The sequence below is a fragment of the Pseudomonas sp. R25(2017) genome (assembly GCF_002112565.1).
Taxonomy (GTDB): domain Bacteria; phylum Pseudomonadota; class Gammaproteobacteria; order Pseudomonadales; family Pseudomonadaceae; genus Aquipseudomonas; species Aquipseudomonas ekonensis.
Genome location: NZ_NEHZ01000006.1, coordinates 170127 through 192538, shown reverse-complemented (window position 1 = coordinate 192538; position 22412 = coordinate 170127). Strand labels below are relative to the sequence as shown.

The following is a 22412-nucleotide window of genomic DNA, read 5'->3' as shown; positions in this document are numbered from 1 at the left end:
GATCGGCGAAGTCTAGGCGCTCGACCGCCGTCACGACCAGCGCGGCATCATTCAGGCACATTTCGCGGCGCGGTGTGCAATACATAGTTATGTCGTTTTCCCCCAAGAGGCTGCTAGCATCGGACGCACTCGTATCCCCATCCGGCGACATCTCAGGTAGCCCATGTTCGAGCCTTCAGCACCGCCAAGGAAAGCACCGCTGGTTACGCCGCAGGACACCCGGCATCAGGTCGAGACGCCGGAAGGCATCGACCTGCCTTTGCGCCCGGCAGGGCTGCCGGTGCGCGCGGTGGCATTCGCCATCGACCTGGCCCTGCGGGGAGCGGCGCTCGGCGTCCTGTTCATGGCGCTGGCGGCATTGGGCAGGCTCGGCATGGGCCTGGGCTCGCTCCTGCTGTTCGGGGTGAGCTGGTGGTACATGGTGCTGTTCGAGGTGCTGCGCCAGGGCCGGTCGCCGGGCAAGCAGTGGATGGGCCTGCGGGTGGTGCACGACGACGGCACGCCGGTCGGCTGGTCGGCCTCGCTGCTGCGCAACCTGCTGCGCGTCGTCGACCTGATGCCGTTCGGCTACTTCCTCGGCGCCCTCAGTTGCCTGCAGCACCCGACCTTCAAACGCCTGGGCGACATCGCCGCCGGCACGCTGGTGGTCTACGGCGAAACCCCGCCCCGACCTCCGTCATTGCCTGAGGCTGTTCCCCGCCGTTGTCCGGCGCCCCTCACCTTGAGCGAGCAACGCGCCCTGCTCGGTTTCGCCGAACGCCAAAGCGAGCTGTCGCCGGCACGGGTCAACGAACTCGCCGCCCTGCTCGCCCAGCCGCTGCACATCAGCGCACCGAAGGCGGTCGGCGAGCTCAACGGCATCGCCCGCGGCCTGCTGGGCCCGACATGAAGCAGAACCTCTTCGAAAACCGCCACAAGGCCGAATGGGAGCGTTTCGCGCTGACGCTCGAACGCCTGGAGCGAGGCAAGGACACGTCGCAGGTGGCCGGTTTCCCCAAGGCCTACCGCCGGCTCTGCCAGCACCTGGCCCTGGCGCAGGAGCGGGGCTACAGCAGTTTCCTGATCGACTCGCTGCAGCAGCAGGCGCTGCGCGGTCATCAGCAATTGTACCGTCAGCGCAGCCGGGCCGGCGCCGGTCTGGCGGGGTTCGTCCTTGCCGGGTTTCCCCGCACGGTGCGCGATGAATGGCGGTTCGTGCTGACCGCCGCCCTGCTGTTCTTCGCCAGCCTGATCGGCTTCGGTGTGCTGGTGCGGCTGTTCCCTGACCTGGCGTACGCCCTGATTCCCGCCGACCAGGTGCGCGAAGTGCAAAGCATGTACGACCCGGCCGCCGGTCATCTCGGGCGGCCGACCGAACGGGCGGCCAGCGAAGACTGGGTGATGTTCGGCTATTACGTCATGCACAACATCGGCATCGCCTTCCAGACCTTCGCCAGCGGGCTGCTGCTCGGGCTGGGCAGCGTTTTCTACCTGGTCTACAACGGCCTGTTCATCGGTGCGGTGGCCGGGCACCTGAGCGCCATCGGTTTCGGCCAGCCGTTCTGGTCGTTCGTGATCGGCCACGGCGCCTTCGAGCTCACGGCCATCGCCTTGTCCGGGGCGGCGGGGCTGAAGCTGGGCTGGGCCTTGGTCGCCCCCGGGCGCCTGACCCGCGGCGAAGCGCTCAGGCACGCGGCGCGCCAAAGCGTGTCGCTGGTGTGCGGGGTCATGCTGTTCCTGCTCATCGCGGCCCTCATCGAGGCCTACTGGTCCTCGCGCGCCACCGTGGCGCCGCTGACCAAGTACGGGGTCGGCGCAGGGCTTTGGGCCTTGGTGGCCGCCTATCTGCTGTTTGCCGGAAAGGCCCGCCATGCGCCTGAGTGACGCCACCGTGGCGATCCGTCCGCGCTCGACCTGGGAAGCCATGGATCTGGGCGTGCTGATGAGCCAGCGGCACCGGCGCCTGCTGATGACCAGTTGGGCCCTCGTCACCTTGCCGTTGTTCGCCCTGCTGAGCCTGTCGCTGTGGCGTTCGCCGTCGCTGGCCCTGTTCATCTTCTGGTGGCTGAAGCCGGCCTACGAACGCTTGCCGCTGTATATCCTCTCCAGGGCCCTGTTCGGTGAAACGCCGACCCTGAGACAGACGCTGCGGGAATGGCCGCGCCTGCTCAAGCCGCAGTTGCTCGCCAGCCTGACCTGGCGCCGCCTGAGCCTGAGCCGCAGCTTCCTGCTGCCGGTGGTGCAGCTCGAAGGCCTGTCCGGCAGCGCGCGCCAGCAGCGTCTGCGGGTGCTGCTGCAACGCAATGCCGGGGCGGCGCAGTGGCTGACGATCATCGGCGTCCATCTCGAAACGGCGCTGTGGATCGGTCTGATGGTGCTGTTCTACCTGCTGCTGCCGCAACAAATAGAAACCGATTGGGACTGGCAGAGCCTGATCCTGGCCGCCGATCAGGACTGGCTTTGGCTGGAACACCTGACCAACGCCTTCTACGCCTTGGTGCTGGTGGTATGGGAGCCGGTCTACGTGGCCTGCGGCTTCAGCCTTTACCTGAACCGGCGCACCGTGCTGGAGGCCTGGGACATCGAACTGGTGTTCCGCCGCCTGCGCCAGCGCCTGAGCGGCGTCGCGCCGGTCCTGCTGCTGGCGTTCGCCTTGCTGTGGTCCGCCCCGCCGACCGCCTGGGCGGCGGAACCGGCCGACGCCCCGCAGGCGCCGCGCCTGCTGCACCAACCCCTCACCAGCCAGGCCTCCCGCGACGACATCAAGGCATTGCTGGAGCAACCGCCGTTCAAGAACCCGGAAACCGTCACCCGCTACCGCTTCGGCGACGATCCCGAACAGTCAGAGAAAACCCACGAAGGCGGCGTGCCGCAATGGCTGGAAACGCTGTTCGACTGGCTCGACAGCCGGCATTTCGACGGCCTTGCGCAATTGATCGAAGTGCTGTTGTGGGGCGCCTTGTCGGCCGCGCTCGGCTGGCTGATCTGGCGCTACCGCGATTGGCTGCAGGCATTCGCCGGCCGTCGTCCGAAGAGGCCGTCACGCCCGCACCGCCCCGCGCCGCAGCAGGCCTTCGGCCTCGACCTGAACCGGGAAACGCTGCCCGACGACATCGCCGCCAGCGCCGAACAGCTCTGGGCCAGCCAACCCCGGGCGGCGTTGGGCCTGCTCTACCGGGCGCTGCTCAGCCATCTGCTGCACGACTTCGGCCTGACGCTCAAACCCGCCGACACCGAATATCAGGTGCTGGCGCAGATCGAGCGGTTGCAGCGCCCGGAACTGCTTGCGTTCAGCCGCAGCCTGACCGGGCACTGGCAGAACATGGCCTACGGGCACCGGTTGCCCGCCGCGCACCTGCAACAGGAACTGTGCGACGGCTGGCGCACCCTGTTCGGCCCGGGAGCGGCGCATTGAGCCGGCTCGCGGTCAGGCTGGCCGCTGCCTTGGCCGTCGCCCTGCTGGGCGCGCTGTGCCTCTTGCTGTACCTCAAGGCCGAACCCTACCAGAGCGTGATCGACCACGGCCCCTCTCCCGCCGCGCAGGCCAATCCTTACCTGGCGGCGGAGCTGTTCCTGCGCGGGCGCGGCCTGTCCGTCACCCATGCCGAAAGCCTGGATGCGTTGCCCGGCATCGACCCGCGCCGGCACACACTGCTGCTGTTCGGCGACCGTTCGAACATGACGCCGCGCCAGGTCGAGCAAACGCTCAACTGGGCCCGTGCCGGCGGACGGCTGGTGTTCGTCGCCGAATCGCTGTGGGACGAACGCAGCGGCCAAAGCAACGACCTGTTGCTCGACCGTGTGCAGCTTCACCAGTCGCTGAGCAAGGATCTCAAGGAGCCTGCGCCGGACGCGGCGGACGATCCCTACCCCAATTTGACCAAGCTGTACCTGGAAGACGAAGACGCCCCGGCCTACGTCGGCTTCGACACCGACTTTCACCTTGAAGACCCGAAGAACCTGGCCCAGGCCTGGGCCAACAGCGGCAGGGCCACCCACATGATGCAACTGCCCTACGGCGTCGGCACGATCACCGTGGTCACCGATGCCGAGCTCTGGAAGACCCCGGACATCGCCCGGCACGACAACGCCTGGCTGCTCTGGTACCTGAGCGCCGACACCTCGGTGACCCTGCTGTTCAACACGGCCCGCGACGGCCTGCCGACCCTGCTCTGGCGCCACTTTCCGCAAGCCATCGTGTCCCTGACGGCCCTGATCCTCTTGTGGCTGTGGCACGCCGGCGTCCGTCACGGGCCGGTCGTTGCGCCCGCCCCCGGCGGACGCCGGCAATTGCAGGAGCATCTGCGCGCCAGCGCCGGTTTCATCCTGCGCCACAACGGGCAGCGGACATTGCTGCAAGCCCTGCAGCAGGATGTGCTGCGCCGGGCCCGGCGGCGCCATCCGGGCTTCGATCAATTGAACGTGGCCGAGCAATGGCTGGCGCTGTCGCGCCTGACCCGGCAGCCGACCCGCGCCATCAGCCAGGCCCTGAGCCCGGTGCGCAAGCAGCGCCTGTCCGGCGCCGAATTCAGCCGGCAGGTCGCCCACCTGCAATCCTTGAGGAACGCCCTATGAACGAACAGACCGAGCCCGGCGCCGCCAGCCATGCCGCCCAGCAACGCCAGCGGGCCACCCAGTTGGCCCAGGCGGTGCGCAACGAACTGCAGAAGGCCCTGATCGGCCAGGACAGCGTGATCGACGACGTGCTTACCGCCCTGATCGCCGGCGGCCACGTCTTGCTCGAAGGCGTGCCGGGGCTCGGCAAGACCCTGCTGGTCCGGGCCCTGGCCAAGACGTTCGGCGGCGAGTTCGCGCGCATCCAGTTCACCCCGGACCTGATGCCCAGCGACGTCACCGGTCACGCGGTGTACGACCTGCAGACCGAACAGTTCAAGCTGCGCAAGGGGCCGCTGTTCACTCACCTGCTGCTGGCCGACGAGATCAACCGTGCGCCGGCCAAGACCCAGGCCGCCCTGCTGGAGGCCATGCAGGAGCGCCAGGTCACCCTCGAAGGGCGGGCCCTGCCCATCGCGCAACCGTTCATGGTGCTGGCCACCCAGAACCCGATCGAGCAGGAAGGCACCTACCCGCTGCCCGAAGCCGAACTCGACCGGTTCATGCTCAAGGTGCGCATGGACTACCCGGACGCCGACCAGGAACTGGACATGGTGCGACAGGTCACCCGCTCCAGCCGTGCCGACATGCTCGACGTGCAGCCGCTGCGCACGGTGCTGCAGGCCAAGGACGTCCAGGCCCTGCAACGCATCGCCAGCGACCTGCCGCTGGACGACCAGGTGCTCGACTATGCCGTGCGCCTGGCCCGCAGCACCCGCAGCTGGCCGGGCCTGAGCCTCGGCGCCGGCCCCCGGGCCTCCATTGCGCTGGTGCGCTGCGCCCGGGCCCGTGCCGTCCTGCGCGGCGCCGAGTTCGTGATCCCGGATGACATCAAGGGCTGTGCGCTGGCGGTGCTGCGCCATCGGGTGCGCATCACCCCGGAGCTGGACATCGAAGGACTGCAAGTGGATCAGGTGCTCCAGCAACTGCTCGACCAAGTGCCGGCGCCGCGCCAATGACGCCGCCCCTCACCACAAGGGGGAGGCACCCGTGAAACCGTCGAAACGGCTGCTGGTCTGGCTGTCGGCCCTGCTGGCCCTGGGTGTCCTGCTGGGCAGCCTGAGCGCGTTGGACATCGACACGCCACCCAGCCTGCAGGCGGTCAACTGGGGCATGCTCCTGGCGTTGCTGGCCTTGGCGATCCTGGATGCCGTGCGCCTCAGTCGCCTGCCCTTGCCCCGGGTGCAGCGGCAAGTGCCGGGCAGCCTGGCGCTCGGCCGCTGGGGCGAGGTGAGCCTTACGGTCGGTCACGACTTTGCCGAACCGTTGCGCATCCGACTGTTCGACCATGTGCCGGACGGCCTTGACTTCGAGCACCTGCCGCTGACGGTCGAACTGCAGCCGGGCCAAGCCAGCCAGGTCGGTTATCGCGTGCGGCCGCTCAAGCGCGGCCACTTCCGCTTCGAGCATTGCGAGGTCAACCTGCCGAGCCCCTTGGGCCTGTGGTCAGGCAAACGCCTGTTGTCCGTGATGGACAACACCCGGGTCTACCCCGACTTCGCCCGACTCTACGGCGGGCAACTGCTGGCGGTGGACAACTGGCTCAGCCAGCTCGGCGTGCGTCAGCGGCAACGGCGCGGGCAAGGCCTGGAATTCCACCAGTTGCGCGAATTCCGCGAAGGCGACAGCCTGCGCCAGATCGACTGGAAAGCCACCGCCCGCCAGCGCACGCCGATCGCCCGCGAGTACCAGGATGAGCGTGACCAGCAGATCATGCTCCTGCTCGACTGCGGGCGGCGCATGCGCAGCCAGGATGATGAGCTGTCACATTTCGACCATGCGTTGAATGCGTGCCTGCTGCTCAGCTATGTGGCGTTGCGCCAGGGGGATGCGGTGGGGTTGTGCACGTTTGCAGGCGATCAGGAACACTACCTCGCGCCGATCAAGGGGCCCGGACAACTCAATGTGTTGCTCAACGCCGCCTATGACCTTGAAAGCGGTCAGCGCTCGGCGGATTACCAGAGCGCTGCCCGGAAACTGCTGACACGGCAGAAGCGTCGGGCCCTGGTGGTGCTGGTGACCAACCTGCGCGATGAGGATGACGATGATCTGCTCGTGGCGGTCAAACATTTGAGCCAACAACATCAGGTGCTGGTGGCCAGCTTGCGCGAGGCAACGCTTGATCGGATACGCAGCTCGCCGGTGCAGACCCTGGATGAAGCGTTGGCCTACTGCGGCACGGTGGACTTTCTCAATGCACGGGCAGAATGTCATGAGCGGTTGGGGGCTCATGGGGTGGCGATGCTGAACCTACGGCCTGAGGAGCTGGGAACCGATCTGGTGACCCGCTACTTGAAGTACAAGCGCGCCGGGTCGTTTTGACCCGGCTCAACGACAGGGCTGAGTAACGTTACAACGGAAGGGCGAGATCGGAGCCTCCCCGAACACGTGCGACTAACGTTCCCCGGTTATGCAGAACGAACTTCACCTCAGCACGTCCTGATGAATCGGCAATCGTGGAAACCACTCTGGCCTTCGGAAAACTCCAGAAGACTTCCTCTCCCTCTACGGGCAGACCTGCGGGATTTCGGACGAGGACATAGCAATGCGCTTGCGCACCGATCAGGCTCTGTCCGTGCAGTTTTCCGATGGTGTAGATCTGAGGCAACGTAGCCGATTCGACAATGTTGAAATCCAGCGAATGAGGCTTGGTCACGTCAATCGTTGCCTGCAAAGAATACTTGCCGAGCGCTGGAGGGACGAACTCGATCAGTGATCGTCCGTCCGGGTTCGTGAAGGTGGACGGCAGCGTCACTCCCGGGAAGCTCCATTCCACGTTGACGCCGCCGATGGGTAGCCCGTCCAGGGCGGAAGCCACCGTCACTTGCGCCAGCGCCTTCCTGCCCAACCCGACATTCTGATCCGGACTGGTCAACGACGTGATCGTCGGCACCTTTCTGTCGAACAGAATATGCGTGTAGTCCCAGCCTCCCAGTCCACCCTTCACGGTAGCGCCCAATACACCTTGTTCGGGATACGTAAAGGCCAGTTGCGCAATGCCTTCAGCATCGGTCAGCGACGTTGAAACAAAGTGCCCCGAGAAGTCCCACCAAACCTCGACCCCAGCCAGCGGCAACCCCGTAAACGCCGAAAGCACCACGGCTCGGGCAAGGACTCCGGATCTGTCGGGTAGCGGTTGCGGGCCGTCCGGCTCATACAGCTCACTGATTTCACGGGGCTCATTGAGCGTGAACGCCAGCTCGACAGACACTGAAAACGGCTCGCTGCCCACCGTTGCCACCAACACGGATGTGCCTGTCGTATGCGGCCTGAAACGAACCTTGGCCACTCCGTAGAAATCAGTCTGACTGGTCACGCCCTCCAGGTCCGGATGTTCCCAGGCAACCGTCGCCCCGACCATCGGCTTGCCCGTGGTAGACGCAATCACCCTCACCTGCTCGACCAGTTCCTCTCCCCAGTCGAGCACCTGACGGGTACGGCCCGTCCCCTCGATCTCCATGACCTGCGCGCCCTCCCCCAACGACATCGCATTGGCCGGCGACAGGCTCGCCAAGCGCTCGGCCCCAAGGCGCAAGGCGAAGCCACCGTCCTTGAGGTCGCCGCACCTGAGCAGGTAATGCAGGCCGATGCCGGAGAACAGGCGCGGCGCCCCGAGCCCCGGTGCCTGGAACTGCAGGCCCAGTTCGGCGGGACCGGTGCCCGTCAGGCCCAGGGTCAGGCTGCGCTCCAGCAACGGGCTGCCCGCCTCGGCCAGCACTTCGATCCGGTGCTCGCCCTTGCGCCGCGGGAAGAACGTCTGCTCGCCCCAACGGCTGGCAGGCTGGCCATCGAAGCGAACCTGCACGCTGCGCCAAGGATCGTCCGCCAATGCCGTCACCGGGAACGGACGCCGCTCCTGAAAACCGTCGAAACGGCTCAGCACCTGCGCCTCGACCGTGTGCTCGCCGGCCAGGACCGGCGCGAACCCGAACCCGCTCCAGCCGGTCTCGTCGCAGGTCCGGCTGGCCACCTCACCCTGAGCGCTCCAGTCCACGGGGGCCTGCGCCACAGGCTGGCCGGTGAACACCGATTCGACCTGCACCCAGAGCCAGGCCCGATCCTGGCCGACCACCGGATCGACGGCCGTATCACGACGGTTTGCGATACGCAGCCGGTTGTGCCCCAGATGCATCGCGTCCGCCTGCAATGCCACGCCCAACGCCGGCAGCGCCAGGGCCAGGGAAAAGTCCCCGGCCGTCGGGCTCGACGTGAAGTCCAGCGTCCAGGCCACACCGCCGTCCTCGATCGGCTGCGCACGGTCCGGGGGCGGCTCGACCCCGGCCTGCAAGTCGTCGGCGGGGGTTCCCAGCCACACCAGCCGGCCCTGCAGGCCCACCAGCGGGCTCAGGGGATTGGGCAAATACCTGACGGCATGCCGGGCCCCCAGGCACGGATAGAAAGGTTGCCCCGCCGGCGGTTGCGTCACCTGATCGAGCATCACCGTCAGTTCGTCCGCCAGGTCCGCCGCGATCAGTCGCCCGATCAGTTCCCTGGGCGACGCGGCGATGCCGGTGGACAGTTGCAGGGCAAACAATGCGCTGAAGCTCTGCGGCGCCGAGGAACTGAACGTCCATTCGAGCCCCGCGGCGGTCAGGATCCTGCCGCTGCCGAGCCCGCTGACGCTCAGCCCGATGCCAGGATCGCCCGCGCGCCAGTCCAGCGTGACGGATTGCCCGATGAACGGACTGCCCGCCACCGGCAGGATCTTCAGCACATGCTCACCGCCGCGCCGGCACAGCAACCCCGTGCCGACCAGATCCACGTCGCGCTCATCGAACAGGATCCTGATCCGGTCTTTCCACGGGCTGGTCGCCAGTGCCTTCACGGCAAACGGCCGCTCCACGGCAACGGCTTCGGCGTGGGCCCTGACCCGGGCCGTCACCACCAGGTCGCCGGCCCCCGCCGGACGGTACAGCACGCTCGCCCAGCCTCCCGCCCCCGAGCGGGTCGAAACCGTGCCTTCGGGCGTCACCCAATCCACCTGCGCATTGCTCACCGGGTCACCGTCGCCGCTGGCGACCACGTGAATCACCTGGACCCGCAGCAGCACGCTTTCGCCCTCGTCCACCACCGGAAACCGGTCGGCTTCGCGCACCTCGCCGATCCGCACCACATTGCGCGCCAGCGACATGGGTTTGGCCGGTGAAGGGTGCAGCAGCTTCGAGCAGGCCAGTGTCAGGCTGAACTGCCCGTCCAGCCGGTCTTCGCTCGACAGCGTCCAGTCGATGTGTGTGCTTTCGACGGGCTGCGGCTGTCCGAGCGCCGGGCTGACGCCCACACCCAGCTGTTCGTGCGAATCTCCGCTCCAATGCAATGAAACCTCTGTCCCGAGCATCGGGCTCCCCGCAGGCAACCGCACCCTGAGCGGATAATCCGTACCTCGGTTGGGATAGCCGGTGCTCTGCGCCCAGGGCAGCGCCGCGTCTTCGACCACTACCAATGCATCGCTCCACGGATCCGTCGCCAGCACCCGCACCTCAAACAGGGCGCTGATCGCACCGCTGGCGTAGTAGGGGCTGTCCACCGAGGCCGCTACGGTGAAATCCCCCGCGGCGGTGGGCAGGTAATCGAACCAGGCCCAGCCCTGCGGATCCGAGTCCGCGGCCGCAAGCGTCTGCCCCGCCACCCGCCAGGTCACCGTCCGCCCGCTCAATGGCTGGCCGGTGTAGTGCGACGCCACCTGCACACCCAGCCGGACGCTCTGCTTGAGCGCCAGCACCGGGAAATGGGCCGCCTCCAGCTTGCCGAGGAACACCAGGCGGTGATGCCCCAGCGACACCGTGAGCGGATAGGGATCGGCGGTGTACTGGTTGACCAGGTTGACGGTGAACAACTCGACCCCGTCTTCGCCGATCACCGGGCAATCGAGGATCCAGGGCAGGTCCAGCGGTTGGTCCTCACCCCAGACGGGCCAGGCCACGACCGCTTGCTGCGGATTGTCGTCGCTGGTCAGCGCCGCCCGGGTGGTGTGCCAGGCACTGTCCGGCGCCACGTTGAAGCCCAATCGGTGGGCCAGGCCCGCCGTGGCGCCCTTGCACAGATAGACTGTTTGCAGAGGCGCCAGCGGTTGTTCATCGAGGATCAGCGAAACCATCGTCGCCGGCTCCAGGTGCACCTCAAGCCGGATACGGGTGATGCAGATTTTCGACAGGTAGTCGCCGGGCGCGTTGGCCGGACTCTGCACCTCGACCACCAGCGTGTCCTGGCCGCTGAACGGCAGCGCCAGTTCCTCGCGGTACTCGCGCGGCCGGAACTCCAGCGGCTGTCCGGCGGCCAGGCGCGCCCGATCCGCCTCGATGTCGCGCGACGCACCCGGCAACAGCGCAATCTCCAGTCGCTCAGGACGCCCCTGAATGCCGACCCGCAGCCACCCGGCTTCGGCGTGCCGCGTCTCGCACAGAAAGCTCAAGACATAGCGTGCGCCGGGGGAAGGCGTCTTGGGCACCGACAGGGTCTGGCTCACCGACGACTGGTTGCCGGCCGCCAGGAGACGGATCACGTCTTCCTGATACGCCTCCGCTTCAATCGCCAGCCAGTCCGGGTTGAGCGACCCTTTGCGCCAATGGGTGAACGCTTCGGTGAACGCCCCGTTGAGCACCAGGCTCTGGTTCGCCTGAACGCCTGACTCATTCATGGCCGCGTGCCTCTTCGGCAGTGATGTTGCCGGTGGCGCCTTCGAGCTGGGTCACCATGTCCTGCACGGTACGCAGGAACGTCGGTTCCCCTGCCCTGGCGGTGTAGCGGATGCGCACGATGATGTCGGTCAGCGAACCGAGCATGGACACCTGCGGTTCCTTTTTCGGCCACGGGAACGTCAGGCGCCAGGCGGACACCGCACCCGTGCACTCGAAGGGGTTGAGCAAGCCCTCGTCCGCCTTGGTTCCGTGCATGCCGTTGGCCGCGATGCCCAGCGACAGGGCGATCTGCTGGCCGCTGCGCAGGTTGACCTGCACATCGGCGGGCGCGACGCCTTGCTGGGGATTGTGCAGATACTTCACCGACTGGACGTTGGCCTTGGTCGCGGTCATGCTGCCGACCTGCAGCAACGTGGCACGGACGTCTTCGTAAGGCCCGGCCAGCACCGGCAGATCCACCTCAAGCGAACCGATCTGCCGGCAGTAATGCCCCGGGTGGTCGCGGTCGAACAGCAATTGGGTGAGTCGGAACTCCAGCGTCCCGGTGTCCAGCAGTTGCTGCAGCGCGGCCTGCCAGCCGTCGAGTCCCTGTTGGGGCTCGACGCGGTCGTCGAACAGTCTGCGCAGAGAGACCGTCTTGACCAACTCCAGCCGGCGCTCGTGCCGTTGCAGGTATTCGCGCTCCATGCGCAACAGGTGACCGCGCAAGTGCTCGCCCGCCGTCAGACCGTGACGGTTGTCGAGCCAGACCTGCGGCAAGGGAATGACCGAGTCGTAATCGCCGGTTTCGGCGCTGAGCGACGCCTGGGCGTTGAGGCACAGGCTGACCACAGCGTCGTAGGCCTGGTAGTGCAAGGCCTTGAGCTGGCCGAGCAGCCAGCCGTACAGCTCGGCGTTGCCCGCGCGCTTTTTCAGGAAGTCATAGACCGTCCGGGCCTGGCCGTTGGCCCGCAGCGTCTGTTGCAGGCCGGCCTTCGCCGCCTGCACGGCGTGGGTCTGCGCGGTGATCTGCTCATCGATGGCGAGCACTTCCGCCAACGCCTGATCCCGCAGCAGCGCCCACTCCTCACGGCGGCGGCGGTAGCCTTCGGTGGCCGCCTGCTTGTCGGCGTCGATCTGCCTCACCTGGGCGGCGACGCCCAGCCCGAAACTCACGGCATCGAGCAACGCATCGGCGCGGTGCCCGCCATTGGCCAGGCCGAAGATGTTGGGAACGGCCGCCACGGCCGCCGCGGCAGGCTTGATGCTCGACGAGGCCAACGCCAGGACTTTCGAGAGATGCAGGCTTTCCATGACGTCGTACTCGACCGCCGTGACGTTCTCGGCGTGCCGTTGCGCATAGGCGTCGGCCCGCTCCTGGGCGACGGCCCGGCTGCGGACCAGGGCGGCAACGCCAGCCTCCTGTTGGCTGATGCTCTGTTCCTGCACGGTCTGGGCATAGGCGCCCAGTTCGATCAGATGGCTTTGCTGCAGGTCCTCTTGCTCGCAGCGGTCGCGCTGCTCAAGGAAACGCAGCACCTGATTGCCGAACTCCTGCAAGGTCTGCACGGCACGCAGGGCGGCCTCGAAGGTCACCCGCCAGCGGAACGCCCCCACCGCCAGCCGTCCGCCCATGGGCCGCGGCGCTCCGGCGCCCCCATTCGCCAGGTCACGCAGCAACTGGTTCGGATCCGTGGGCGGGCTGAACAGCGGGATCTGCAGCGGCTTGCCGTCGAGGGTCAAGTTGTTGCGCAGGTTGAACAGCCGCTGGCCCGGCAAGGCGAACAAGTCGAGCAACGGCTGATTGATCGGCGTCTCGAAAGGCTCATTGGCCAGCAGCCCGAGCCGGGGCACGGCATCGCTGCCGGCAGGGATCTGGGCGAGGCTGAAGTCCAGTTCCCGCTCGAACCGCTCGAGCGCCGGGCGCGATGCGCTCCTGCCCAACAGGTTGGCGACCGTGTCGGTCCGCCATTGGTTCGTCGTACGCGCCGAAGGCGCCTTGCCCATCAGGAACTCGGCCTGCACGTAGCACAGCTTCGCCGCCACCAGGCTGTCACGGGTGAGCTGGCGGTAGTGCCAGTCGCCCCAGGCCATCAGGTTGCTGACGTACTCGGTGAACACCAGAATCTGAAAGTGCCTGGGCGCCGCGTAACCGATGGCGTCGGGGTCGGTCGGATCCAGGCTCTCGCACCCCGGGTTGCCGGGCTTCACCAAAGGCCGGCAACGCCAATACTGCGGCTTGGGATTGGCCGGCGGCGGATCCTCAGGGTCGGCCGCTGCCTGCGGATCGAACAGGTAATGCAGCCAGTCCTGCGCCTGGCTGAACCGGTCCTCGGCGCGCAGCCGCGTCGCCACCAGGTGCGGCAGATGGAAGAACAGCTCCCAGAAGAACAGGCCATTGGCGCCGTCGAACGCGCCGTTGAGCTCAGTGATCGGGCCCGACTCGGGCGGCGGCTCGTCGAGAAACTGCGTGTCCCAGTCCAGCACCGCATCGACGGACACATTGGAACGCTGCACCAGCTCAGGCCCGAACAGCGAGTTCAGGCGGGCGAACTTGAGGGCCAGCTCCGGTTGCCGCAGGGAGAGGAACTGCGCGGCATCCAAGGTGTTTTTCAGCAGGATCGCCGGCATGAAGCCCGTAACGTTGAGGAGGGTCAGATCAAATTTCTTGTGGATGACCGTGCCGGCCCCCCAAGTGAAGGTCACCGGTTGGGCGAACGAGCCCTTGGCGCGTTTGAAGACCTGCCAGTCCGTGCTCCAGCCTCCGGCGAGCGGAAAGCTCTTTTCGATAGGCGCAGGATCGCCCGCCGCTTCATTGACCAGATCGAACTTCAGCGTCACCGGATTCCCGCTCAGCCCCGTCGCCCGGCAAAGCCCCTGGATCACCAGCCAGTCCGCTTCGCCGACGCGGAACGCCAGCGCCTGCACGTCCAGAAAGGGCGTCAGGTCGGTGGCCGTTACCACGGTGGGCACCACGGTCGGCTGGTTCAGCAACGGGTGCTGCACCACCCGGGCATCCGAGAACCGATGATTGGCCGCATGCTCCAGCCAACTGGCGTCATCGCCCGCCACGGGCCGCATCAGCACGTCACGCACGGCGGCCTCCCGCAACGAGTCCGCGTCGCTCTTCCCGTTCGTCAGCAGCCCCCCCAGCTTGCCCTTGGGGTGGTGACGGTCGGCCCACACGGTCACCACCAGCCGGCAGTCCGCGGACAGGTCCTCATCGAATTCGCGCCCGGCCAGGCCCATCGGCGCCGTCCACTGGCCGTTCTGCGTCATGAAGGCCAATCGGATGTCCAGCCTGTGCGGCAGGTACTCGTCCGCCGTCCGCCCCTCGACCTTGTCGCGCCACTGGGCCCAGACCAGGCACAGGCGCCCGCTCCAGAACACCGGGCGCATATCCAGCACCTTGGCCTCGACGGGAATGTCCACCGGTTGCCATTCCCCCCACGCGGCCGGATTGATGGCGGTGCAGCTCGGCGACAGCTCGACCTGCGCCTTGCGCCAGAAATACTGGAACGGCGCCGTTCTCTGACGGCCGATGAAGTAGTAGTCCGCTTTCGCGGGGGAACCGCCGGCCCTGTAGTCCATGTAACCGCTGACGACATCGAGGTTGCAGGTCTGCTCGAAGGCCTGCAGGTAATCGCGCAGCGCCGCCTGCACGCTGTCGGTGCCCAGGCGCGTCTGGTTGAGGTCGTTTTCCAGGGTCTTGAACAGGCTGGTCTTGCGCCGGCGCACGAACGGGTTGATGAAGTTCTCCGGATAAAGCTCGATCAACTGCAGCGCCGCCCAGTCCGGGTAGTTGCCGTAGAGCGCCCAGGTCGCCACATCGTCCTTGTCGAACTGATGCTCGCTGAACCCGGGCTCCAGCTTGCGGTACACCGCATGGATGTACTGCTGGGCGCAACTGGTCGCTTCGGCCACCCAGGAACTCTGTACCGCATAGCTGTCCAGCGGATCCATGCGCAGCAGCTCGAACAGGTCGGCCGGCGTGCGCAGAAAGCCGTAATCCCGCCCGTCGGCGCCGTTGACCTGGCCGATGCAGTACTCCACCAGCGCAGCACGCCGTTTTTCCTGCAACGCAGCCATCGTGTCCTGTTCCATGAGCCATTCTCCTGCAGCGATGATCCGTCCAGACACACTCGCTCGACCGGCCAAGTCATGCAGAGCCCGTCGGGGCGGCAAACGTGATGGGGTCGAAGTAGGTTCTCTTTTCGCTGGCCTCGCTGAGCACGCTGAAGGTGAAGGTGCCGCCGGTCGGGCTGGCGACGAACACCCGCACAAGCCCCTGCGGATCGGTGAAGGTCTGCCGGGGCCGGATGACGGCTTGACCGCCCTCTTCCTGCGGCTCAGCGAACCACTGCACCAGGCTGTTGGCGCCCGGATTGCCGTAGGCGTCCATGAGCACGGCATACAGTTGCGCTTCACCGCCGGGCTCCACAGTGTCCAACGGCACCGGTGACTTGAGCGGGGCCGGGAACTGCAGCGAGGCCGTCTCGAACGTGACCTGGACGGTGGGGGCCAGCTGTTCGTCGAACAGGTCCAGCCAATAGGCCGGCGTATCGGTGCCCGTCACCTTGCCCGGCAGATAGTCCGCCTTGACCGTCCCGTCCGTTCCGGTGGCTTGTGCGGCCACGCTGCCCAAGGCCGCCCGCCAGTGCACCATGACCCCGCTCAAGGGCCGGCCGTCGGCCCTCTTGAGCGTCACCGTGAACCTGATCCTTTCGCCCGGCTTGTTGGCGACGGCCTCAGTCTTGTCGGCGACGCAGCTCATCTGCACGAGTTCCTTCACCCCTCCGGCGACGCGCCCCGCCGGGGCACGGCTCTCCGTGAGGCTCAGCAACGCGTGTTCGGCGGCATCGGCATAGGCCTGGGTGTCCAACTCTTCGGGCAGGCGTCCGATCATAAAGATGGTCAAGGCGTCCATACCGCTGTCGGCCGACAGCGCACGCACCCGCATCAGCACATCCAGCTGAACCAGATTCTTGAGCACCTTGAGGCCCGACGGATCGATTCGACTGACGCACTCGCGAACGTCCTGAAGGCTCCAGCCAAAGAACTCGGCCAGCCTGATCGACGCGGCCTGCTGCGCCAGCCACAACGCATCGCCCGTAACGTCAGGCAAATGATTGACCTGCCACAGATAGTCGAGCAGCTTCTGTTCAGGCTGCTCGCCCATCGCAAAGGCCCGGCTGAGCAATGTGAGGTAATAGAGCGTCCTGACCGAAAGCACGTGCCGGTCGTCCTGGTTGAGCCAGGCCTTGTGGCCGTATGCCAGATAATCGCGCAGCAGGGCGACACTCAGGCCCAGCTTCGCCACGACCTCGCTGCGGCGCTGGATGTCGGCCAGCAGGGCGAGCAAGGGATCCGGCGACTCATTGAGTCCGCGCACCGGATCCTCCATCACCGCGATCCGGTCGCGCACCTGGCGCAGAAACCCGTGAACCGAGACGTCCGCCCATTCCAGCACCGGCAGGACCTGCGCCTCCTCAAGCGTGGCGTACACCGCCACCGCATGCTGAACCAGCGCCACCTGCGCCTGCCTGGCCTGCAGGAGAACCCCCAGCATCTGCTCGACGATGACCGCCCGGGCGTCGGCTCCGATCTCGCCCAGACCGTCGGTGACCGCATGGTCCAACGCCTCGCGGGCCTTTGTAAGGTACTCCTCCTCCGTTCCCGGGAATGGCAGCACCAGACCGTCGCCGTCCGCCAGCGCCCCCAGCAATCCGAGCCAGTCGGCCGCCGGCAGCGGCGGCACGCCGGCCATCAAGAGCCCGTTGTTGGAAAACAGGGCTGCCGGCAGCAGGCTGACCACCTTGTCGAACAGTTGCCGCTGCGCATCGGACACCGCGCTCGACGGCTGCGGCGCAGCAGCCTGCTGCAGCATCCACAGCACCGGCAGGTCGCGGTCACGGCACCACTGCACACAGGCATGCAAGGCGTGGATGAGGTTCAGCACGCTCGGCGCCTCCCCCCCCGTGCTGATCCAGGGATCGCCCGCCAGGCCGTTGACCCATTCCTCGCCGCCCAGCGCGTTCAGCATCAGCAGACCTTCGACCGGCGTGATGCCCAACAGCCTGGGCAGCCTCACCAGACGGTAGAACGCCGACACGACCGCCGGGCTGCGCGCCAGGGTATCGCCCGCCCCGCGGGCCTGGGCAATGGCCACGGCCAGATAGCCGTAGGTCAGCGGATCGATGCCCAATCCGTTGCACAGTTGGCTGACCGTCAAATCGGTGCCCCCCTCGACGGGCAGCACCGCAAAGGGCAAGCCATCGAGCTGCAGGGGCCGGCGGTAGTCGCTCTGGCGATTGAACACCTGATCGAAGTGAGAGGCGGCCTCTCCCCGGCCATAGATCCCCATCGCATCGATGAACGCCGCAAAGTCCGGCGCCGTACAGCCATAGCGCTCACGCAACGACTGAAACAGCCCCAGCGCATGCACCACGTTTTCCGAGATCCACCAGGGGTCGTCCTTGCCGCCCCCACGCACTTGGGCATTGATCGCGGCCACCAGCAAGGCGTCCACCTGATCGCAGGGCAGCCCCAGCCAGGCGTCCAGGCGCACTTTGCGGTTCATGCGGTCGTAACGGGCCAGCCCGGCCGCGTCCGTCGGGTTGGCGGACAAGCGGTGCAGGAACGAGGAGCCGTTTGCGGCCCTGGTGAGGCTCACGGCCGGTGCCGTGTTGGCATTGAGGTAGACGGAGCCTGAGCGTTCGCTTTCGTCCGCGGCCGGTGCCGCATCGGCGTAGGTCACATTGGCGGAGCGTACAGGCGCAAACCCGCGGGTCGAGAGCAAGGCCTCGACGCCCGGCGTGTCCAGCTTTGTCCGCTCACCGAAAAACAGCAACTGATTGAGGTTCTGCCAGGAAAGGCCTTCGGCACCGAAATTCCGTGCGTAGAAGTCTTCCCGATCCTCGAACTTCACTGCAGGCTCCATCAGCAACCGCCGCTGATAAGGCCCCAACCGCGAGGCATGGGCCAGCGCACGGCCGGCATCGGTGCTCCAGGCCTGGGGGCTGAGGAAATACGGAAACGACAGGTCGACCGTGTGCGCAAAGTCGCCCACCAGCAAGCCGTTGCGTCGGGCGACGGCGTCCAGCGAAGCCCAGTGCTGGTAAAAGGGCAGCCCGTTGGGGTAGCGCGACTCGATCAGGGCTTGCTCTATCGGCTGACCCGAACCGTGTTCGGCGATGAAGGTCTCCAGTACCGCCACGATGATGTCCACCGAAGACACCGACCGGTGCACGGCATTGAAATCCACCGACAGCCGTTTCAGGTCGGCCCGGCGCTCGTGCAGCGGATAGGTGTCCACGCCATGGGGTTCGATGCGGTCGCGTATCCAGCGCAGCAGTTCGATCAGGTACGCCACCGGCGAGGCGAGGGACTCCAGGGCATCCGCCGGGCAGAGCGCGTCGAACGGCGTGTTGAACAGGCGCTCGTAGGTGGGCCCGGTCACCATCGACAGCAAGCCGCTGGAGGCGCCCGCCGCCGCTTGTCCCTCGCCGGTCAACCGGCCCTCGATGTAGCGGCGCCGGACATAGGTGACCAGGCTGTTGGCCCTGCGCATGAAGGCCCGGGCCGACTCGTCGCTCATGCCGTACTCGACGGTCAGGGCCCGGGCACCCTTTTCCACCAGCGCGAAGACCGAGCCGCCGGCTTTGAGGTAATCCTCAAGACCGGCAGCGCCCTGCTCCTTGAAGACCTGTTGAAACAGTTGCAGGGCGGGGCGTTCGGCAGCGTCGCGCATCTTCCGGCTCCTCTGGCAGGGACTGTCCGCAGCAGCCTGGCGAACACGCCAGGCTGAACATGGGCTTGATGAGATTTGGCGCCAAGAATCGCCGACCGTCTACTGTCATAAATGACAGCTCTTTAGGCCATTCATCGGTTCGCTGGCATCAGGAGCGGGTCGCCTGCGGGGGCAGCGCTTCGAAGCGCTCGCTCTCCTGCCAGTCGGACATCGTCGGCCCGGCGGCGCCACCGGTGAGGGTCTGCCTGAACCGGCACCATTGGCCTCCTGGCGGCACGGCCTGAGCGGCACTGCCCTGCCAGCCGGCGGCGGTCACCGGCATGACCGCTGTCCAGGCCTGCTCCGGGTCGAACCAGCTCGTCACCTGCCCGCTGCCCGGCTGCCCCTGGCCCTTGAAGAGAACCGGATGAACGACCCACTGCCCCGGCGCCGGCAGATCGATCCCCGGCAGGAACGTCGCCAGCACCACCCGGCGCCGGGCCCCCGCCGACTCGAAACCGTCGAACGACGCCACCGCCGTCACCTCGCCGTCACCGCCGGGCAGGTCACTGAGCAAGGTCACCGACCAGGTGCGATCCCCCAGCACCGGGGCCTGTGCCGACACCGAGCGGTTGGCGCCGGCCAAGCTCACCGACACCGTATCGCCCGGCACCCCGAAGCCGGAGACCACCGCCCGCCGCCCGACGGGCTCGCCCGTCACCGGGGTCTCGATGAACGGCGCGGCGGGCACGACGCTGAACGCCAGCGGCGGGCTGTCCCGGGACGTCAGGGACTCGAACGTTTGCCGGGCCCGCAGGGTCTTGGGGCCGATGGGCAAGCTCACCTCGCCTTGCCAGCGGCCTTCGGCATCCACGGTGATGTCCTTGAGCAGGGGGGCGCTGTCGCCCTCCAGCAGCACCTCAACCTTCCCGCCGGGCATGGCCGTGCCCGACAGAATCGCGGTGCGCGGCAACGTGCCGCCCTGCTCCGGCGCCTCGAAGACCGGCGGCAGCACCACCACCCGGAAGATGTGCAAGTCACTGCGCTCGGACTCCCGGCCGTTGCGCGCCTGCCTGGCGTCGAGGGTGTACTGGCGAAACTCCAGCGCCGTCAGGTCGATGGACCACGCGCCGTCGCTTGTCAGCGTTTTGGGCGTCCCCAGCGGTCTGCCGAACTGGGCGTCGCGCAACTGCATCGTCGCGCCGGCCACGCCGCTTTCCCCGCGCACGGTCACCTCAGTCCCCACCTCGGCGTTCTGGGCCGGGAAGGTGATGACAGGTTTGGGCAAGGGGGCATCGACGGTGAACGTGCGCGACACGATCGCCGACGTCTGACTGGCGGCGGTCTGGGTGACCTTGACGGTATAGGTGATGCCCGGCGCGAAGTCGGTGGCGCGACGGAAAGACCAGACGCCCCCGGCGCCGGTCACCGTGTGGACAGTGGTGCTGTCACTGAACTCGATGTTCACTTGCGCACCGGGCCAGCAGGTACCGTTCCATTGCGGCGACAGGCCGTCCTCGACCGGAGCATCAAGCGTCGGCGCCTTGGGCGGGACGGTGACTTTGACCGTGACCCCGCTGGATGCCTGTCCGCCGAGGAACTGCTTGACCTGCACGGAGCGCTCCCAGGTCGGTCCCCACACCTGCGACACCCGCACCGACCATTGGCCACCGCCGACAACGGCATCGGGCGCCAACGGCACGGTGCCGCCCACGTCAAAGAGCCTCACCGTCGCGCCGTTCAGCCCCTTGCCCGAGCAGGTCGGCTGATAGTCCGCCGTGAACGCGACATCGGACGGATTCGGGAACGTATGATTGACGGTGAAGGTATAGGGCTGGGATTCGATCCAACCGCCGGCGTTGTCCGAGACTTTCTGGATAGCCCTGAGTCGGTAGGTGCCGAAGGGCCAGTTGGCGGCGGTGGTTTCCCATCGGCCGTTGGTCACTTGCACGGCGGGCGGCGCGGCGGCTCCGCCGTCGACCACAGTGATCTGCACCGTAGCGCCGGTGTGGCCGCTGCCGGTGAGTTTGACGTGGGTGCCGATGGGGGTGGCGGAGACGGCGGTCAAGGCTGGGGGGCGGACCTTGAAGGCGCGGGGGGCGCTGAGCAATGACTCCAACTGACCTTTTATCTGCTTGGCCACCAGCGAAACGGGCCCAGGGCTGACGGTCACCGAGGCGCTCCATGCATCCCCTGTCAGCGTCGCGCTTTGGCCGACCCTAGTGCCGGCGATATCGAGCAGGACGTCAACCTTCGCACCGGCCTCGCCACCCGAACCTGAAACCGTGAACGTTGAACTCTGCAAAGTGTTGGCTGTTGGGCTGGTGATCGCCGGTGTCTTGGGCAGCACCCTTACGGTGACGGGGACATAGCGTGCCCAAGGAGAATCGACACCACCAAGTGACTGTTTGGCGGTGAATGTAAAGACCCCGTCGGGCAAGTCATGTTGCAACATCAACGACCAGACACCGTCTAGCCTGACTACTGTCTGACCATAAAGAATCGCATCGGATCCGGCCTGATAAATACGGACAAGTGCACTTGCAGTACCTGTGCCCTCAACATAAGGCCGCCGGACGGATACCGTTGAATTCGGCGTTGGGACTGTGATTACAGGTGCTGCGACAGCCCTGCGAATGGACACGGATTCTGACCGCCCGGAGTTTTGGTCACCAATGAGCTGTTCTGCATAAAAAGAGGTGACATCAGGAGGGAGACTGATGTAAGCCCCCCAGCGCCCGTCTCTCCCCACAGTTCCGGAGCCGAGTGGAATCACTTGACCGTTGTAGATGCACAGCAAATTGACCTTTCCATAAACCGTGGGGGGGAAGGGCCATACCAACCCGTTTATTCCGGAGACGGCAAAAGGCATTTCGACCACCGCATTGGAGGCTGGCAATTCAATGATCGGCTTTCGTGAAGGATATATGTTAATGCCCCAACCCTCGTGAGGTTCGACATCATTGTTGGTGCCGTCGTAGTCAACGCGTATTGCCAGACTTACACCGAAATCCGGAACACCCAACGGCGAATCCAGATAGATCTCGTAATTGTGCCATTGGTTGTCTTGCGACATTGAGTCTTGGGAATTCTTGCGAACCCATTGTCCTGCCTGAAGCCCTACATCGATATTGGCCCTGTACCAATACTTATCTGCAGGACGGGACGTCATGTGGTAACGCAATGTCTTCACATAAATACGGCCGTTTTCGAACTTGTACTGGCACACCAACTGAGTCTTTAGCGTGGACACGCGCGGATGGGTTTGATGAAGCGTTGTCTCGACCGCATCCGCCCAAAAAATCTCGGAATACTGCTCGCCTTCGCCATGTTCGCGAAATGAACCCTTTTCGAGTTCTGTGACATGCGCATAGCTGATAGTCTGAACGCCCTCGTCCAACCAGCCTTTGCCTCTTGCACCATCATTGTCGTCACTCATTTCAGATGTTCTCGACTCAGGGACTGTTGGGGTTTAC

General features: G+C 66.2%; 10 protein-coding genes. 6 read left to right on the top strand and 4 right to left on the bottom strand.

The genetic code is table 11. The features are described 5' to 3' along the window. The first annotated feature begins 163 nt into the window (after positions 1-163). The 6 genes from CAG31_RS09885 to CAG31_RS09860 are packed head-to-tail and all read left to right on the top strand — an operon-like array spanning position 164 to position 6915. Positions 164-889: an RDD family protein gene (locus CAG31_RS09885; RefSeq protein WP_085580405.1), complete on the top strand. Its 726-nt coding sequence runs from the start codon at positions 164-166 to the stop codon at positions 887-889. Continuing rightward, positions 886-1863, top strand: coding sequence for a stage II sporulation protein M (locus CAG31_RS09880; protein WP_085580403.1), 978 nt, complete (start codon positions 886-888; stop codon positions 1861-1863). Before CAG31_RS09885 ends, CAG31_RS09880 begins: the two co-directional genes overlap by 4 nt. Further along, positions 1850-3394, top strand: a complete 1545-nt coding sequence (locus CAG31_RS09875; RefSeq protein WP_085580401.1) for a DUF4129 domain-containing protein — start codon at positions 1850-1852, stop codon at positions 3392-3394. The genes CAG31_RS09880 and CAG31_RS09875 overlap by 14 nt, the downstream gene beginning before the upstream one ends. Further along, a complete protein-coding gene (locus CAG31_RS09870; protein ID WP_085580399.1) occupies positions 3391-4554 on the top strand; it encodes a DUF4350 domain-containing protein in 1164 nt (387 codons plus the stop codon). Before CAG31_RS09875 ends, CAG31_RS09870 begins: the two co-directional genes overlap by 4 nt. Beyond that, the gene (locus CAG31_RS09865; RefSeq protein ID WP_085580396.1) at positions 4551-5552 is read left to right on the top strand and encodes a MoxR family ATPase; all 1002 of its coding nucleotides are present in this window, start codon (positions 4551-4553) and stop codon (positions 5550-5552) included. The genes CAG31_RS09870 and CAG31_RS09865 overlap by 4 nt, the downstream gene beginning before the upstream one ends. A 31-nt stretch (positions 5553-5583) precedes the next feature. Beyond that, positions 5584-6915 (top strand): DUF58 domain-containing protein, encoded by a 1332-nt coding sequence (locus CAG31_RS09860; RefSeq protein ID WP_085580394.1) that lies wholly within the window; start codon positions 5584-5586, stop codon positions 6913-6915. A 28-nt stretch (positions 6916-6943) separates the two neighbouring features. Here CAG31_RS09860 and CAG31_RS09855 read toward each other — a convergent pair whose 3' ends face one another. The 4 genes from CAG31_RS09855 to CAG31_RS09840 all read right to left on the bottom strand — a co-directional run bounded on the left by CAG31_RS09855 (position 6944) and on the right by CAG31_RS09840 (position 21109). Then, the gene (locus CAG31_RS09855; RefSeq protein WP_085580392.1) at positions 6944-11227 is read right to left on the bottom strand and encodes a hypothetical protein; all 4284 of its coding nucleotides are present in this window, start codon (positions 11225-11227) and stop codon (positions 6944-6946) included. Beyond that, positions 11220-15311 carry a neuraminidase-like domain-containing protein gene (locus tag CAG31_RS09850; RefSeq protein ID WP_085580390.1) on the bottom strand — a complete coding sequence of 1364 codons (4092 nt, stop codon included), beginning with the start codon at positions 15309-15311 and terminating at the stop codon, positions 11220-11222. The genes CAG31_RS09855 and CAG31_RS09850 overlap by 8 nt, the downstream gene beginning before the upstream one ends. Positions 15312-15366: 55 nt before the next feature. Next, entirely contained in the window at positions 15367-18957 is a 3591-nt protein-coding gene (locus CAG31_RS09845) for a Tc toxin subunit A (RefSeq protein WP_085580388.1), read from the bottom strand. Positions 18958-19105: 148 nt separating this feature from the next. Next, complete coding sequence (locus CAG31_RS09840) at positions 19106-21109, bottom strand: hypothetical protein (protein WP_085580386.1); 2004 nt, start codon at positions 21107-21109, stop codon at positions 19106-19108. Positions 21110-22412: the final 1303 nt, after the last annotated feature.

What these genes read in the sequence shown, in the direction of transcription:
- CAG31_RS09885 (WP_085580405.1), top strand. Translation starts at nt 164, where the DNA reads ATGTTCGAGCCTTCAGCACCGCCAAGGAAAGCACCGCTGGTTACGCCG.
- CAG31_RS09880 (WP_085580403.1), top strand. Translation starts at nt 886, where the DNA reads ATGAAGCAGAACCTCTTCGAAAACCGCCACAAGGCCGAATGGGAGCGT.
- CAG31_RS09875 (WP_085580401.1), top strand. Translation starts at nt 1,850, where the DNA reads ATGCGCCTGAGTGACGCCACCGTGGCGATCCGTCCGCGCTCGACCTGG.
- CAG31_RS09865 (WP_085580396.1), top strand. Translation starts at nt 4,551, where the DNA reads ATGAACGAACAGACCGAGCCCGGCGCCGCCAGCCATGCCGCCCAGCAA.
- CAG31_RS09855 (WP_085580392.1), bottom strand. Translation starts at nt 11,227, where the DNA reads ATGAATGAGTCAGGCGTTCAGGCGAACCAGAGCCTGGTGCTCAACGGG.
- CAG31_RS09850 (WP_085580390.1), bottom strand. Translation starts at nt 15,311, where the DNA reads ATGGAACAGGACACGATGGCTGCGTTGCAGGAAAAACGGCGTGCTGCG.
- CAG31_RS09845 (WP_085580388.1), bottom strand. Translation starts at nt 18,957, where the DNA reads ATGCGCGACGCTGCCGAACGCCCCGCCCTGCAACTGTTTCAACAGGTC.